Genomic DNA, 12,142 nt, shown 5'->3' with positions numbered 1-12,142 from the left:
GTGCGTTTCTCGAAGCAGCATTGTTGCGCCGGCATTAGCGGCCTAGCTCCACCGCAAACGATCCCTCCCTCAATGACAGGCGCCTGTTGCGCCCGCAGAGACCTCATCGATGACCGCACCGCTCGAATTCGGACTGGATACCTTTGGGGACGTCACCAAGGACACCGCCGGCGCGATGCTTTCGCATGCGCAGGTGATCCGCAACGTCGTCGATGAAGCCGTGCTGGCCGACGAGCTCGGTCTCGACTTCATCGGCCTCGGCGAACATCACCGCGCCGACTTCGCGATCTCCTCCCCCGAGACCGTGCTCGCGGCCATCGCGGCGCGCACCAAAAGCATCCATCTCGGCTCTGCGGTGACGGTACTGAGCTCGGACGATCCGATCCGCGTGTTCCAGCGCTTTGCGACAGTGGATGCGCTCTCGAACGGGCGCGCCGAGGTGATCCTCGGCCGCGGCTCGTTCACCGAATCCTTCCCGCTGTTCGGCTTCGACCTGCGCAAATACGAAGAGCTATTCGAGGAGAAGCTCGACCTGTTCGCCGCGCTCTTGCCGCAGCAGCCGGTGACCTGGGAGGGCAAGCTGCGTCCGCCGCTGCGGGATCAGTTGGTCTATCCGCCGGTCGAAAACGGCACGCTCAAGACCTGGATCGGCGTCGGCGGCAGCCCGCAATCGGTGGTGCGCGCCGCGCATTACGACCTGCCCCTGATGCTCGCGATCATTGGCGGCGATCCAGCGCGCTTTGCACCCTACGTCGAGCTCTATCACCGCGCGTCTAGGGAGTTCGGCCGCCCAGCACAGCCGATCGGTGTGCATTCCCCCGGCTATGTCGCCGAGACCGACGAACAGGCGCGTGAAGAGTTGTGGCCCGATTACAAGGCCATGCGCGATCGCATCGGCAAGGAACGCGGCTGGCCGCCGATGGGCCGCGACGAGTTCGTCAGCGAAGCCGAGCACGGCTCGCTCTATGTCGGCTCGCCCGAGACCGTTGCGCGCAAGATCGCCAAGACGGCGAAGGCCCTTGGCATCTCGCGCTTCCAGCTGAAGTATTCGGCGGGGCCATTGCCGCACGAGAAGCTGATGCGCAGCATCGAGCTCTATGGGCGCAAGGTGGTGCCGATGGTGCGGGAGATGATCGGGTAAGTCTGCCTTTGGTCTACGACGTCGCGCCCTGCTTCATCAGCCCGAGCCTGCTTGCGCCGACATAGAGCGAGAGCACAGCGGCGTTGGAGACGTTGAGGCTCTTGATCTCGCCGGGCATGTCGAGCCGCGCCACGACGCTACACGTCTCGCGGGTCAGCTGCCTGAGGCCCTTGCCTTCGGCCCCTAACACCAGCGCCAGCGGCTCACGCAGCGCGACGTCGCTGAGATCCTCGCTGCCCTCGCTGTCGAGCCCGACGGTCTGAAAGCCGCGCTCGTTCAGCGCGGTGAGCGCGCGGGCGAGGTTTTGTACGGTGATGAGCGGCACGAGCTCGAGCGCACCGGAGGCTGCCTTCGCGAGCACGCCGGTGGCTTCCGGACTGTGACGCGCGGTGGTGACGATCGCCTTCACCGCAAAGGCCGCGGCGGAGCGTAAGATCGCGCCGACATTGTGTGGATCGGTGATCTGGTCGAGCACCAGCACCATGCCTTCCTGCTTCAAGGTCTCGATATCAGGCGAAGGCAGCGGATCGGCTTCCGCAAGCAACCCCTGATGCACGGCGTCTGGCGACAGCAGACGGTCGATCTCCTGGGGCCGGACGATCTCGGGCGCGATGCGGGTTGCGATGTTTTCGTCCGCGAGCCGCCTTGCGGCGTTCTCGGTCAACGTCAGCTTGCGGATCCGCCGCCGGGGGTTGGCGAGCGCCATCGTGACGGTGTGCCAGCCATAGAGGATGACAGGCCCGTCGGGGTGCGAATCGCGGTCGCGCCAGGCCGGCCGGCCGGCCGATTTCCCGGGTCTGTTGAAGGGCTTAGCCCCGCCGCGAGCCCCCTTGGGGCCGAATTTTCGATCCTTCATGGGCTCGCTTGTGTCACGGGTCCCGGAATATGGCAATTTCGGTGCCGTCAGGAACGATTTTAGCTGTTCGCCTCGGTTGACTTTGCCCCACTGCTTCGCCCATAAACGCGCCCGGTCGCGCCCCGATCAGGGTTGTCGCGGTCTTCACGTTCCATGGCCGTCTTCGGTCCGCCGGCAAGGTCCGGCCCGATTGTGCTGCCGTCGAGCGGGGGAGTGTCCCGAGTGGCAAAGGGAGCTGACTGTAAATCAGCCGCCTCATGGCTTCGCAGGTTCGAGTCCTGCCTCCCCCACCAGCCTTCGCTCGCTTCGCGAGCTTCGGCTTGGCAAGCCAGGGCACAACGTCATGGCGTGAAGCCAAGCCCGGACATGACGACTTTCTCATAACTGCATTCGTGTGATCGCCACCACGGCACGCTCACACCAAAAAGCAAAGCGCCCGTCCGCATCACGCGAACGGGTGCCTCGTCGGCTGAACCGATCAGAGATCAGTAATAGCGGCGCAGCACGCGATGGCCGCCGTAGTACGGTGCGTGGCGATGAGCGTAGCCGTAGCGCGGACCGTAGCCGTAGTGCACGCGCGGCAGATAGCCGTAGCGCGGGCCATAGCCGTAGCGATACGGACGATAGTACGGGCGGTGATAGCGATAAGCGGCACGATAGCCGTAACCATAGCCATAATTGGCGGGCGCGACGACCGCGTCTTCACGATACGTCGGATACGGCGCGAAGGCGCCCGGGCCTGTGTAGGTCGGCCCCTGGTTGACGTAATAATACTGCGTGGTCGGCTCGGCGAGGCGCTCATATGCTCCATAGCCATAGCCATAGCCATAGCCATACCCATAACCATAGCCGCCGCAGCCGGTGTTGCAGCCGGAATAGACCGGCGCAACTGGCGCGCACGTGGTGAAGCCGCAGGCCGCGGCGGGCGCGGTAGCGACGAACATCACGGCAGCCGCCGCGACCAGTCCCGAAATCATTTGACGCATTACTCTCTCCTGTTGATTTCCGTTTTTTGGCTTTTCACGTTTGCTAACCCGGCGGCTTGCCGGGGATCTCTGTATGCGGCCGTGGCCGAGGGCGCCGAGGATGGTCGTTGATCTCGGGCGCGAGGATCACTGGCGGCGGATCGACGGGCACGTCCATCTGCGGCGGTAGCGGCGCGGACGACGCGCCCCAGCTCTGGTGGTAGCTCTCGGCCGGCTTCGGCAATTTGCGGTTCGCGGGCGGCTCGACCTCGAGCCGGCCGTAGCCGGGCCGCAGGCCCAGCGTCGGATAATAATGGCCGACGTCGTCGGGCTGCCGCTCGGCGATATAGCGCCCGCCATAGATCGTGGGCTGCACCTGCTGGTTCTTGCCGAGGCCCCAGACGCCCTCGACGACGCTGTAGGACGCGTCGATATTGTTGATGATGATCGGCACGCCGGGACGGCCGGGAACGACGATATCGAAGCCGCCGTCGGCAAGCGCCGTCGCAGGCAGTCCGATCAGAAAGGCAGCGAGCGCCACAGCGCGCATGAGAAGGCCCCGGTTGTCCGGCCACAACCTATCCGATCGCGACGCAGAGAGGGTTAAGGCCCGCTCGCCAATTTCCGGTAAGCCTAATGTGCAAGGATTGCGCGCTGCGCAAATGCTGCAGCGCACTAGCGAAGCGTTAACGGCATCGAGCGCACCGGCCGGAACCACCCGTATGCTCACATCCGTTTGACCGTCCAGCTGCGAAAATCAACCGGTTTCACCGGAACGTCCGGCGCGCTCGGCATTTAGCCCCCGTTCAACCACAACGGGAGCCAACAATCATGAATATCAAACTCCTCGGCGCCGTCGCGATCGCGACCACCACTCTCGCGGGCCCCGCGATGGCACAGGCGGTGGTCAACAATCCTGCCCGCTGCTCGGCCCAGTTCCCGAATGCCAACTGCCAGAACCTCGGACCGGGAAACCCGTACACCGACAGGGGTTATCGCCATCGCCGCATGTCCTATCGGCAGACCAACAGCGGCGACTGGAATAACGATTGGAACAGGAGCCGCACCGGCTTCTGGCCGACCGATGTCGCGGCGGGCGTAGCCGGTGCCGCGATCGGCACTGCGGGCGCGATCGCAACCGCTCCGTTCCGCGCCTGGGACAATTCCTACGCGTACGATCGTTCGTGGGACAATCGCGGCTGGGACACCCGCACCTATGCCCAGCGTAACGGCTTCGTCTGCACGCCCGGCACCTGGTTCAAGGGCGACGACGGCCGCCGGCACATCTGCCAGTAAGCGGCTCACATTGAACGCGACCCATCAGGCGGCCCGCAAGGCCGCCTGATTCATGTCTTGCGACGACGATCGCGGTTCTGGCACTTTCCGACCAAGTCTGATATTGCGGCGCGCAAGGGTGGACGGCCCCGGCATGTGCCGGCCGTGCCCGCTTTCTCAGGCGTCGCCGGCTTAGCTCAGCGGTAGAGCAGCGGTTTTGTAAACCGAAGGTCGGGGGTTCAATCCCCTCAGCCGGCACCATTGGTTTAGCCGACACCGCGTCGTGGCCTGACGTGCTATGTCGAACCTGCAATCGACCCGGGCGGCAAAGCTTCCACCGCCCTCCGCGACCGCAGATCGAAGCCTGTCAATTGCCACGGCTCCTTATTCATCGGCGACCACCGCAAGAACTAAATCATCGGTTTGCCGTTATCCTCGTGCTATAGAGCCGTCTCGCGGAGGTCTAGCGATGGACCCGAATGATCGGGTAGCCTTAGCTCTATCCGCTGTCGCCTTGGCCATCGCCATTGTGGTTGCATCGACAGTCACGTTAGAGCGCGTCAATACCCGTACCGCCAGCAACGACGCACCTCCCGGAACGGTAGGACTCGCCAGGCCTCACCCGCCACTGGACCGTGCTCCCGGTGAACCGATACAGACGTCAGGAGCGCCGTCCGACGCAAGTCATCGGCAGCGTCCTTGACCGAACACCGGCCGCGCCGGCACCAGGACTCGATGCCTGTGCCTCAGCTTGAACTCTTGCGCGCTGCGCCCTGTTCGAAGTGCGCGACGCCGGCGCCACCGATCTCGACCCAGGCATGTTTCGATTGCTCGAACACCGATCTGACGGGCGCGGGAAAATCCGGATCCGCGATGGCGCCGACGGCAACGCCGATCATGTCAGGCAGATTGTCAGCCTTCCAGCAGACCGTCGAGCCGCAGTCGGCGCAGAAATAGAAGCGGACCTCGCCGCCGCTTGCGGCGGCGCGAGCGTACTGCTTCGGCGCGCCGGAGATCGTGACGTCCTCGACAGGATAGAACGCACCGACGCCGAACGGCGCTCCGGTTCGCCGCTGACAGTCGATGCAATGACAGGCCGCGACCAGCCTGGTCGGTCCCGGAAGCGAAAGTGAAACAGCACCGCAACTGCATCTGGCATCAATCATCGGACATCCTCCAGCTGCCAGAGCCCGAGGCTCTTGTCGCGCCAGCCGCCGCCCTTCTCGCAACGCTCGTTGATCAGTGCGTGCGGCGCCGGCCAGTCGAACGGCGGCTTCTCCATGTTCAGCGCCCGCCAGTCGCCGTCCTCGCAATCGCGATTTGCATCCCATTCCGGAAAGGTGGTGGCCAGCAGGAAGCGCGCGCCGCTCTCTCGAAATCGCGCGAGGGCGCGATCGATATTCGCAAAGCTCAAATGCACCAGACAGTCCCGGCAGAGAATGACATCCGCACGCGGCAGCGCATCGCACGTGATGTCGGCAACGAGAAACCGGCCCGGCGACCCGCCCACACGCCGGCGGTTGGCCTCGATCAGCGACGGCACGACGTCGATGCCGGTGTAATCGACGCCGAGCTTCAGGCGGCCGATCCATCCGGCATCGCCGCAGGGCGCATCGAGCAGCGAGCGCGCGCCGAGCCGTTGCAGCAATGGAGCAAGCGCCTCCCGGATCGCGGCGGTCGCGGGGTCCTCCGAGCCGAGGCCCGACACCGAGGTCGCCGCGCCCCACAGGTTGGTCCGCTCGATCCGCTCGAACCGGGCAGCGAGATCGAGGCCCGCGAAATTCTCGTGGTCGGCGAGGAAACGTTCGTGAGCGAGCACGGGAGGACGATTGGAGATCATCGGACTAGGCTCAAATCAAGTCGCGAGGCCAGTGTATAGGCGATCCGTCGCCTCTGGAATCGCCTGTCTTTTCGCTCAGGCCGGCTTCTGCCACTCCATGACGTGGAAGAAGGGCACGCGGCGATGACGGGCAACCTGCTCGGGACTGCCGCCCGTTGGCTGCGGCTCGACGAACAGGCGCAACTGGAGACCGTGATCGAGCAACAGCGTCATGTAGGTGCTGAGCGGACGGTGCCAGTTCCGGATCCGGATGCCGTGCCAAGCGGCCCAGATCGGCCGCTCCTGCATATAGTGGTCGATCGCGAAGCGCCACGGGCCTTCGCCATCACGCGTCCAGCCGTCCGGCTGGCCAGCGGTGCTGAAGCTCGTCAGGTTGGCGATCAGTAGCGTGCCGCCCGGGCGCAGCACCGCCACCATCCTGTCGATCGCCGCATCGAGATCGGGCATGTCGATCAGACTGAGATAGCTGACGACCAGGTCAAAGCTCGCATCGAGCTCCATCGTCTCGGCGCGGCCGAGCCGATAGTCGCCATCCGGGTCCAGCTGGCGGGCGCGCGCGAGCAGCGCCTCGGTCGGATCGATGCCGGTGGTACGGATGCCGCCGCGCTGCATGATGCGGCAAAAGCGCCCTTCCCCACAGCCGACATCGAGCGCATTGCGAAAGCCGCGCCCTTCGATGCGCTCTCTCATCGGCGCGTCCAGCACGAAGCGGCGACCATAGTCGCCATCTTGCCCCTGCTCGACAATCCAGGCAGCCGCGGACGCGGCCCAGCCGTCGCTGACGTCCTCGTTCATAGGCAGACCTGCAGGAATGGAGGTTGGCCGCGCGCAGCGCGGGCGCAGTTACTGAGCACAGATTGGATCAGAGTTCAACATGAGGTAGCATGCGCATACGATGCGTTCCACCACGCTCAAAGAGAAGGCCAGGATCGCCGCCGGTGCGGTTACGGCCATCGTGATGACGGCCGTGCTGTTTGCAATCGCAATGGGGTTTCTGCTCGCGCTATAGATGGCATCGGCACCGCGGGCATGCGCCGCTGCCCAAGCTCACCAGGCGCACACGGCCCGCCGGAATTTTCGGACTTCACCATTCAGCTAGTCGCCATCGCTTGGCAGCGTTGGGCGGACTTGTAGGCGGCCGCTCCGATAGGGTCTGACCGGAACCAAAGCCCTGCGTCATGGGTTCTCGATCCATGTGGATCAGGGAAGAAAACCGAAACATGTTTCTGCTGGCGACGGTGACGCTGTGCTGTGGCGCCGTCGCCGGCACAGTTGCGCTGTTCGAACCGGCGCCAGCACCTGATCCGGCACAGCAGGTGGCCCAGCGGATGGCGGCCGACGTCAGCGCTCAGACGCCGGTTCGGGTGGTCGGCGCGCCGTTCGAGCCCAACGTCAATCCGCGCCAGCGCTAGCCATCACTGCGGCGATACCTCCTTGCCCTTTTCGGGCCGGCCATGGGCACGCACCAATTCCTCGACGAACGCGATCACCTCCGCCCGCTTGTCGGGCGGCAGCGACAGGAATGCGCGGACGAGCCTCAAGCCCTCCGCTTCGTCCATCCGCTTGTCTTCGGCATTCATCTGACCAATGTCGGGCGATCGGGAAAAATATGCAATCCCCCTTACAAACGGACCCTTGATTCGGCGCGGCCGCTTTGTTGGAATGGGTCGCGACTGAGGTGGATTATGAAGTGGATCAGGGAACGCGACGCACTGATCGCGCAGACACTGGCCTTCGTCCAATCGGTGACCGGCAAGAAGGATGACATCCTTCAGCCGGGCGCGCCGTCGGATTCGCCCGCGGCGACCGTCGAGATCGTCGCCGTCGAGGCCGTCACGGCCGAGATCGACCCGCCCCACCCCACTCCGCAGCCTCAGCCCGTCAAGCTCCCGCCGGCGCGGGCAAGCGGCGATTTCCGCAGCGAGATGCAGGCCCGGATCGCCAATTTCCGCAAGCATCAGGAGCGGTTCGAGCGCGAGCGCGAGGAATATTGCGCGGCCACCCTGACCAAATTGCGCGCCGCCATCTGTGACCCCTCCCTCCGCCCACCGGCCGAAAAGTAGGGCCGGCTCTCCAGTCGGGGGCTACAGCCAGGACCACACCAGCCAGAGATTGGCCGCGCAGGCGCCAAACAGCGCCAGCGTCAGGGGCAGGAGCATGTGCCCGCAAGAGGTTTTCAGGTCGCTCGTCATGGCCGAAAACATCCGCTGATTCCGGCCGGAGAGTCCCAGGGATTCTTTTTTTGGGGATTCAGGACTCATTAAGGACTCAGGGCAAGGACTCAGGGCCCTACCGCCCCTGATCACGGCGCCGTGATCGGGCCGCTGGCCGGAACCCCTCACCCGCAAAGTCGTTAACGGGCTTTCCTGGAGTGGGAAGAATGCCCTACGCCCTGTTCTGCAACGAGGCCCAGATCAGCAAGGCCTATCCGAGCGAGTCCGACGTCTGGAAGCTCGCGCAGCGAAGTGGCCTTGTCGTCGACGTGATCGCGGACGACGAGCAGCGGGGACCGCGCCGGGTGCTCGACAACGACTACGAGATTGCGCCCTGCCAGGCAGCCCAGGGCGAGGACCCCGCCAAGAACAAGGCCGAGGCCGACCAGCAGTCGAGGATGGAGCTTGAGCTGAATTATTGAGGTCCGACGCCAAACCGGCGTTGCTCAGGGGGTCGCGGTCGCGAGAGACGCCTGCTCGCCTGCCAGGGCCACGCAGGCCTTCCGGCGATGCAGCCCGCGGATCGCGCCGGTGACCTTCAGCACCTTGCCCGACGGGCAAGAGGCGTCCTTGACGAAGGCGACCTCATAGGGCGCCAGCATCAGGGGTTCGGATTTGAGGATTGTCTGTGCAGAGCACGGCAGGCAGGTGAAGCACGAGAGCACCACTGCCGACACCAAGATACGCATGTCCGTCGTCCCACCAGCCCGATAATTCTCATATAACGCGTTGAGGAGCGCGAGGTCCGTAAATCGCAAAAATTATTTTTGCTTTACCCCGGCCCCATGACGCGCGTGAGAAGGCGCGCCCGCACTGCTTGCAAGCAAATGACGCGCCAGATGGTTCACGCAAAGCAAACGGAAGGCCGGCGAACAGATGCTGACAAACGAAAGGCCGGCGGGAGCCGGCCTTTGCAGATCCTGGTCGTGGGCGGTAGGTCAGTAGCGCGCGGCCGCCGGCCCGCCCCAGCCGAACCGGTAGTTCACACCGACCTTGACGGTATGCTCGTCCTCCCGGCCACGAACGCCGACGATGTCAGCCGGGCCGGAGGTGAAGGTTGTACTGCCAAAGTTGTAATACTGGTACTCGGCCTTGGCCGACCAGCTCGGCGCGAACATGTATTCGAGGCCGGCGCCGACGGTGTAGCCGTCCTTGCTGTTGCCGGTGGTGGTGAAGGTCTGCGGCACCCCGGCGATGTTCACGCCAAGACCGTTATTGCGCCAGGCATAACCGCCCTTGGCGTAGAGCAGCGTTGGTCCCCAGGTGTAGCCAATGCGACCGGTCACCGACCCGAGCTGGTCGGTGTTGGACGTCACCTGCGTGCCCAGCGGGAACGTGACGCCGTTGTTGTTGGTCGGCAGCCAGGAATACTGGGCCTCGATACCTACCACCCAATTGGGCGCGAACTGGTAGTCGAAGCCGCCCTGCACGCCGCCGAGGAAGCGGGCGTCGCTCGACTGGAAGCTGTTGTCGCCGGCGAAGGCGCCGCCGACATGGCCGCCGATGTAGAAACCGGTCCAATTGTAGATCACCTGCGGCGGCGTATAGGCCGGCGCCTTGGTGTAGGTGCGCGGCTGCATGTCGGCAGCAGCGGCCGGCGCGGCCAGCGCCAGCAGCGCGACTGCTCCGAGCAAAAGCCTGTTCATGATAATCCCCGTGCTTTCAAATTCGACCCTCAGCAAACAACGTGGCGTGAATTTGGTTGCTTCGCGACGATGCCGGAACGTTGATCGTTCGTTACTGTGACGGGGTGGCAACAGCGCGATTTTGTTCCGTCACGTCGCCTTGCGCTGGCTGCTCTCGTCGCCTGTGCAGGGCCTGCCGTAAAGGATTTGTCGCGAGACGAAACCGCCCCGTTCAAAGCTCGCCAAAATGTGATCCAGCGGCTCCGGCGCGGACTGTCCTATCACGAGGCGATGAAGGCGGGCTTTGCGCTACCGCGTCATCTTTTCCAGTTCCGGAAAGGGTGCGTAAACCGCACCCGCACAAAGCTCGCTCGTCCGATCGACGACGCGGTCGCTCCGCCCGTTGACGAAAATCACGGCGCGCTCGCGCATGCCCTTATAGCTGCCATCAGTCTCGCGCGGAGTGAAGTGCAGGCAGCTCACATAGAATTGGCGCCCGCCAACCTCGCGCAGCACCGGATCAGCCATGCTGGCGTCGCGCACTCCGACCGGATTGTTCAGATAGCTGCGCATCAAGGCCAGCGTGTCGCCGCGGAAATTGTCGGGAAACGGCTGCGGCCCTCCGGCCTGGGTCCCACCCAACAGCGTTGGACGGTCACCCTCGCTGCCGAAACATGCCGCAAGCGCCAACGGCAACGCCAGGATCACCGCACATCTCGCCAATCGCCCCACAGGCCCCGCTCTCCGCTCGATCAGATTCGGAGATGTTCTAGCCCCAAGCTTCTACGAACCCAAGCCCGCACGATCCCAACCCTGCATGAAGGGAATTCGCCTGCAGCGGCGCAACGACGCACCGGCCCGCCGCCGATACCTCGAGCTTTCGCACAAGGCACGGCGAACGGACCGGACCTGAATTCCGCACGCGGCGGCGGGGCAATGCCAGGGATGCCGCCTCGCGGGATCAGTCGTCAGTTGCGCTTGTCCGATGTCGCCGGCTTGGTCACGTCCGGCTGCGCCTTCAGCGACTCCTTGGCCGTGACCTGCTTGTGGTGATGGCGATGCTTGTGCACGGACTTGTGCTCGGCCGGGGTGACGGCAGCGTTGGCGTTCATCGCCTTCGACTTGGTGTCCACCTTGGCGTCCGCCTTGACGTCGGAAGTCTTCGTGTCGGCCTTGGCGCCCGCATCCGGTTTGACGGCAGTGTTCGCCGCCTTGGTCTGACTCTGATCCGCCTTGATCACCGGCGCGGTCGTGGTGGTCTTGCCGGCCTCAGCGGCGAAGGCCGGGGCTGCGATCACAGAAGCGGCGAGCAAGGCTGCGGAAATGGTCTTCAACATGGTGGTCTCCTCTTGGAAGGATCTTGAGGCGGCGCCCTCTCGTCACCTCTTCGATCGTAGGTTGGAGCCTAGGGGCTGCGCACTGAACCCGATCTGAAGGCCGCTGCAGGCTTCCGTTCATCTCGATGACAAGTTTGTCATCTGCGGCAGGACGAATAGATCGTGCGAAGCGGGAATGTTTTCGCCCCATGGGTGTTCCGGTCTTCGGGCAATCGTGTAGGATCGCCACGTTCCATACCGGAGAACTTAGATGCGCAAACTCTCAATGCTTGTTGTGCCGGGACTTGTCGCCATGACGCTGGCGGCTGCGCCGGTGCTGTCCGGCGCCTATGCCGCGGGCAGCGACGAGCCCTCCTCGCCGCCGAAGTCGGACAGCTCGTCCAAAAAGGGCAAAAAGAAGAGCTCCTCCGTCAGCGATCCCAAATTCCTGGCCGCCTATCGCACCGCTTATACTGCGATCTACGACCGCCACGACTACACGGGCGCGATCGACCAGCTGAAATCGCTCAAGCGCGACGACGTCGCCGATGTCGCAAACCTGATCGGCTACTCCTATCGCAAGCTCGGTGATTACCAGTCGTCGAAGGCCTATTACGAGCTGGCGCTGAAGGACGATCCGAACCACGTCCGCACCTGGCAGTATTACGGCCTCTGGCAGCTCGAGCAGGGCAACCGCGAACAGGCGCAGTATCACCTCAACAAGATCGCCTCGCTCGCCGGCACCGACAGCTCCGAATATCGCTCGCTCGCCGCCGCGCTCGATAAGCCGACCGGTGCGACGCTGGTCTACTGAGCCATCGGTCTACTGAGACCTCGCATCCTTGAATGAATTGAACGGGCACAACCTTGGGGTTGTGCCCGTTCCACTTTCTCGGCTAGCTTCCCGCACC

General features: G+C 64.2%; 17 protein-coding genes and 2 tRNA genes. 8 read left to right on the top strand and 11 right to left on the bottom strand.

Going from position 1 to position 12,142, the window contains the following annotated elements; translation table 11 throughout:
* Nucleotides 1-109 precede the first annotated feature (109 nt).
* On the top strand, nt 110-1,141 hold the full coding sequence (locus XH85_RS19185; RefSeq protein WP_128933057.1) for an LLM class flavin-dependent oxidoreductase: 1,032 nt from the start codon (nt 110-112) through the stop codon (nt 1,139-1,141).
* Nucleotides 1,142-1,154: 13 nt separating this feature from the next.
* On the opposite strand, the gene rlmB is transcribed toward XH85_RS19185, so the two are convergent.
* Nucleotides 1,155-1,997 carry a 23S rRNA (guanosine(2251)-2'-O)-methyltransferase RlmB gene (gene rlmB / locus XH85_RS19180; protein WP_164940296.1) on the bottom strand — a complete coding sequence of 281 codons (843 nt, stop codon included), beginning with the start codon at nt 1,995-1,997 and terminating at the stop codon, nt 1,155-1,157.
* Nucleotides 1,998-2,204: 207 nt separating this feature from the next.
* On the opposite strand from rlmB, the gene XH85_RS19175 reads away from it, so the two are divergent.
* A tRNA-Tyr gene (locus tag XH85_RS19175) sits at nt 2,205-2,290 on the top strand.
* Between the two features lie 192 nt (nt 2,291-2,482).
* On the opposite strand, the gene XH85_RS19170 is transcribed toward XH85_RS19175, so the two are convergent.
* On the bottom strand, nt 2,483-2,983 hold the full coding sequence (locus tag XH85_RS19170) for a hypothetical protein (protein WP_128933055.1): 501 nt from the start codon (nt 2,981-2,983) through the stop codon (nt 2,483-2,485).
* 43 nt (nt 2,984-3,026) lie between these two features.
* Nucleotides 3,027-3,512, bottom strand: coding sequence for a hypothetical protein (locus XH85_RS19165; protein WP_128933054.1), 486 nt, complete (start codon nt 3,510-3,512; stop codon nt 3,027-3,029).
* 281 nt (nt 3,513-3,793) lie between these two features.
* Between XH85_RS19165 and XH85_RS19160 the strand changes: the two genes are divergently transcribed.
* Nucleotides 3,794-4,258 carry a hypothetical protein gene (locus XH85_RS19160; protein WP_128933053.1) on the top strand — a complete coding sequence of 155 codons (465 nt, stop codon included), beginning with the start codon at nt 3,794-3,796 and terminating at the stop codon, nt 4,256-4,258.
* A gap of 165 nt (nt 4,259-4,423) precedes the next feature.
* A tRNA-Thr gene (locus XH85_RS19155) sits at nt 4,424-4,498 on the top strand.
* A 485-nt stretch (nt 4,499-4,983) separates the two neighbouring features.
* On the opposite strand, the gene XH85_RS19150 is transcribed toward XH85_RS19155, so the two are convergent.
* The 3 genes from XH85_RS19150 to XH85_RS19140 form a co-directional block, all read right to left on the bottom strand.
* Nucleotides 4,984-5,403: a GFA family protein gene (locus XH85_RS19150; protein ID WP_128933052.1), complete on the bottom strand. Its 420-nt coding sequence runs from the start codon at nt 5,401-5,403 to the stop codon at nt 4,984-4,986.
* Nucleotides 5,400-6,077, bottom strand: coding sequence for a class I SAM-dependent methyltransferase (locus XH85_RS19145; protein ID WP_128933051.1), 678 nt, complete (start codon nt 6,075-6,077; stop codon nt 5,400-5,402). The genes XH85_RS19150 and XH85_RS19145 overlap by 4 nt, the downstream gene beginning before the upstream one ends.
* Nucleotides 6,078-6,152: 75 nt before the next feature.
* Nucleotides 6,153-6,872, bottom strand: coding sequence for a class I SAM-dependent methyltransferase (locus XH85_RS19140; protein ID WP_128933050.1), 720 nt, complete (start codon nt 6,870-6,872; stop codon nt 6,153-6,155).
* Nucleotides 6,873-7,297: 425 nt separating this feature from the next.
* Between XH85_RS19140 and XH85_RS19135 the strand changes: the two genes are divergently transcribed.
* Nucleotides 7,298-7,489: a hypothetical protein gene (locus tag XH85_RS19135; protein ID WP_206734841.1), complete on the top strand. Its 192-nt coding sequence runs from the start codon at nt 7,298-7,300 to the stop codon at nt 7,487-7,489.
* Between the two features lie 3 nt (nt 7,490-7,492).
* On the opposite strand, the gene XH85_RS45185 is transcribed toward XH85_RS19135, so the two are convergent.
* On the bottom strand, nt 7,493-7,636 hold the full coding sequence (locus XH85_RS45185) for a hypothetical protein (RefSeq protein WP_208758163.1): 144 nt from the start codon (nt 7,634-7,636) through the stop codon (nt 7,493-7,495).
* A gap of 126 nt (nt 7,637-7,762) precedes the next feature.
* Between XH85_RS45185 and XH85_RS19130 the strand changes: the two genes are divergently transcribed.
* On the top strand, nt 7,763-8,140 hold the full coding sequence (locus XH85_RS19130; RefSeq protein ID WP_128933049.1) for a hypothetical protein: 378 nt from the start codon (nt 7,763-7,765) through the stop codon (nt 8,138-8,140).
* 317 nt (nt 8,141-8,457) lie between these two features.
* A complete protein-coding gene (locus XH85_RS19125) occupies nt 8,458-8,712 on the top strand; it encodes a hypothetical protein (protein ID WP_128933048.1) in 255 nt (84 codons plus the stop codon).
* Between the two features lie 24 nt (nt 8,713-8,736).
* Here XH85_RS19125 and XH85_RS19120 read toward each other — a convergent pair whose 3' ends face one another.
* The 4 genes from XH85_RS19120 to XH85_RS19105 all read right to left on the bottom strand — a co-directional run bounded on the left by XH85_RS19120 (nt 8,737) and on the right by XH85_RS19105 (nt 11,252).
* A complete protein-coding gene (locus XH85_RS19120) occupies nt 8,737-8,979 on the bottom strand; it encodes a DUF6719 family protein (protein ID WP_128933047.1) in 243 nt (80 codons plus the stop codon).
* A gap of 249 nt (nt 8,980-9,228) precedes the next feature.
* A complete protein-coding gene (locus tag XH85_RS19115; RefSeq protein ID WP_164940297.1) occupies nt 9,229-9,936 on the bottom strand; it encodes an outer membrane protein in 708 nt (235 codons plus the stop codon).
* A 288-nt stretch (nt 9,937-10,224) separates the two neighbouring features.
* Nucleotides 10,225-10,620 carry a hypothetical protein gene (locus XH85_RS19110; RefSeq protein ID WP_128937331.1) on the bottom strand — a complete coding sequence of 132 codons (396 nt, stop codon included), beginning with the start codon at nt 10,618-10,620 and terminating at the stop codon, nt 10,225-10,227.
* A gap of 263 nt (nt 10,621-10,883) precedes the next feature.
* On the bottom strand, nt 10,884-11,252 hold the full coding sequence (locus XH85_RS19105) for a His-rich protein BRANT (protein ID WP_128933046.1): 369 nt from the start codon (nt 11,250-11,252) through the stop codon (nt 10,884-10,886).
* A 250-nt stretch (nt 11,253-11,502) separates the two neighbouring features.
* On the opposite strand from XH85_RS19105, the gene XH85_RS19100 reads away from it, so the two are divergent.
* The gene (locus tag XH85_RS19100; RefSeq protein ID WP_128933045.1) at nt 11,503-12,045 is read left to right on the top strand and encodes a tetratricopeptide repeat protein; all 543 of its coding nucleotides are present in this window, start codon (nt 11,503-11,505) and stop codon (nt 12,043-12,045) included.
* Nucleotides 12,046-12,142 lie beyond the last annotated feature (97 nt).

It is taken from the genome of Bradyrhizobium zhanjiangense (genome assembly GCF_004114935.1).
Classification (GTDB): domain Bacteria; phylum Pseudomonadota; class Alphaproteobacteria; order Rhizobiales; family Xanthobacteraceae; genus Bradyrhizobium; species Bradyrhizobium zhanjiangense.
This window is presented reverse-complemented; position numbering and strand designations above follow the sequence as displayed.

What these genes read in the sequence shown, in the direction of transcription:
- XH85_RS19185 (WP_128933057.1), top strand. Translation starts at nt 110, where the DNA reads ATGACCGCACCGCTCGAATTCGGACTGGATACCTTTGGGGACGTCACC.
- rlmB (WP_164940296.1), bottom strand. Translation starts at nt 1,997, where the DNA reads ATGAAGGATCGAAAATTCGGCCCCAAGGGGGCTCGCGGCGGGGCTAAG.
- XH85_RS19170 (WP_128933055.1), bottom strand. Translation starts at nt 2,983, where the DNA reads ATGCGTCAAATGATTTCGGGACTGGTCGCGGCGGCTGCCGTGATGTTC.
- XH85_RS19165 (WP_128933054.1), bottom strand. Translation starts at nt 3,512, where the DNA reads ATGCGCGCTGTGGCGCTCGCTGCCTTTCTGATCGGACTGCCTGCGACG.
- XH85_RS19160 (WP_128933053.1), top strand. Translation starts at nt 3,794, where the DNA reads ATGAATATCAAACTCCTCGGCGCCGTCGCGATCGCGACCACCACTCTC.
- XH85_RS19150 (WP_128933052.1), bottom strand. Translation starts at nt 5,403, where the DNA reads ATGATTGATGCCAGATGCAGTTGCGGTGCTGTTTCACTTTCGCTTCCG.
- XH85_RS19145 (WP_128933051.1), bottom strand. Translation starts at nt 6,077, where the DNA reads ATGATCTCCAATCGTCCTCCCGTGCTCGCTCACGAACGTTTCCTCGCC.
- XH85_RS19140 (WP_128933050.1), bottom strand. Translation starts at nt 6,872, where the DNA reads ATGAACGAGGACGTCAGCGACGGCTGGGCCGCGTCCGCGGCTGCCTGG.
- XH85_RS19135 (WP_206734841.1), top strand. Translation starts at nt 7,298, where the DNA reads ATGTTTCTGCTGGCGACGGTGACGCTGTGCTGTGGCGCCGTCGCCGGC.
- XH85_RS45185 (WP_208758163.1), bottom strand. Translation starts at nt 7,636, where the DNA reads ATGGACGAAGCGGAGGGCTTGAGGCTCGTCCGCGCATTCCTGTCGCTG.
- XH85_RS19130 (WP_128933049.1), top strand. Translation starts at nt 7,763, where the DNA reads ATGAAGTGGATCAGGGAACGCGACGCACTGATCGCGCAGACACTGGCC.
- XH85_RS19125 (WP_128933048.1), top strand. Translation starts at nt 8,458, where the DNA reads ATGCCCTACGCCCTGTTCTGCAACGAGGCCCAGATCAGCAAGGCCTAT.
- XH85_RS19120 (WP_128933047.1), bottom strand. Translation starts at nt 8,979, where the DNA reads ATGCGTATCTTGGTGTCGGCAGTGGTGCTCTCGTGCTTCACCTGCCTG.
- XH85_RS19115 (WP_164940297.1), bottom strand. Translation starts at nt 9,936, where the DNA reads ATGAACAGGCTTTTGCTCGGAGCAGTCGCGCTGCTGGCGCTGGCCGCG.
- XH85_RS19105 (WP_128933046.1), bottom strand. Translation starts at nt 11,252, where the DNA reads ATGTTGAAGACCATTTCCGCAGCCTTGCTCGCCGCTTCTGTGATCGCA.
- XH85_RS19100 (WP_128933045.1), top strand. Translation starts at nt 11,503, where the DNA reads ATGCGCAAACTCTCAATGCTTGTTGTGCCGGGACTTGTCGCCATGACG.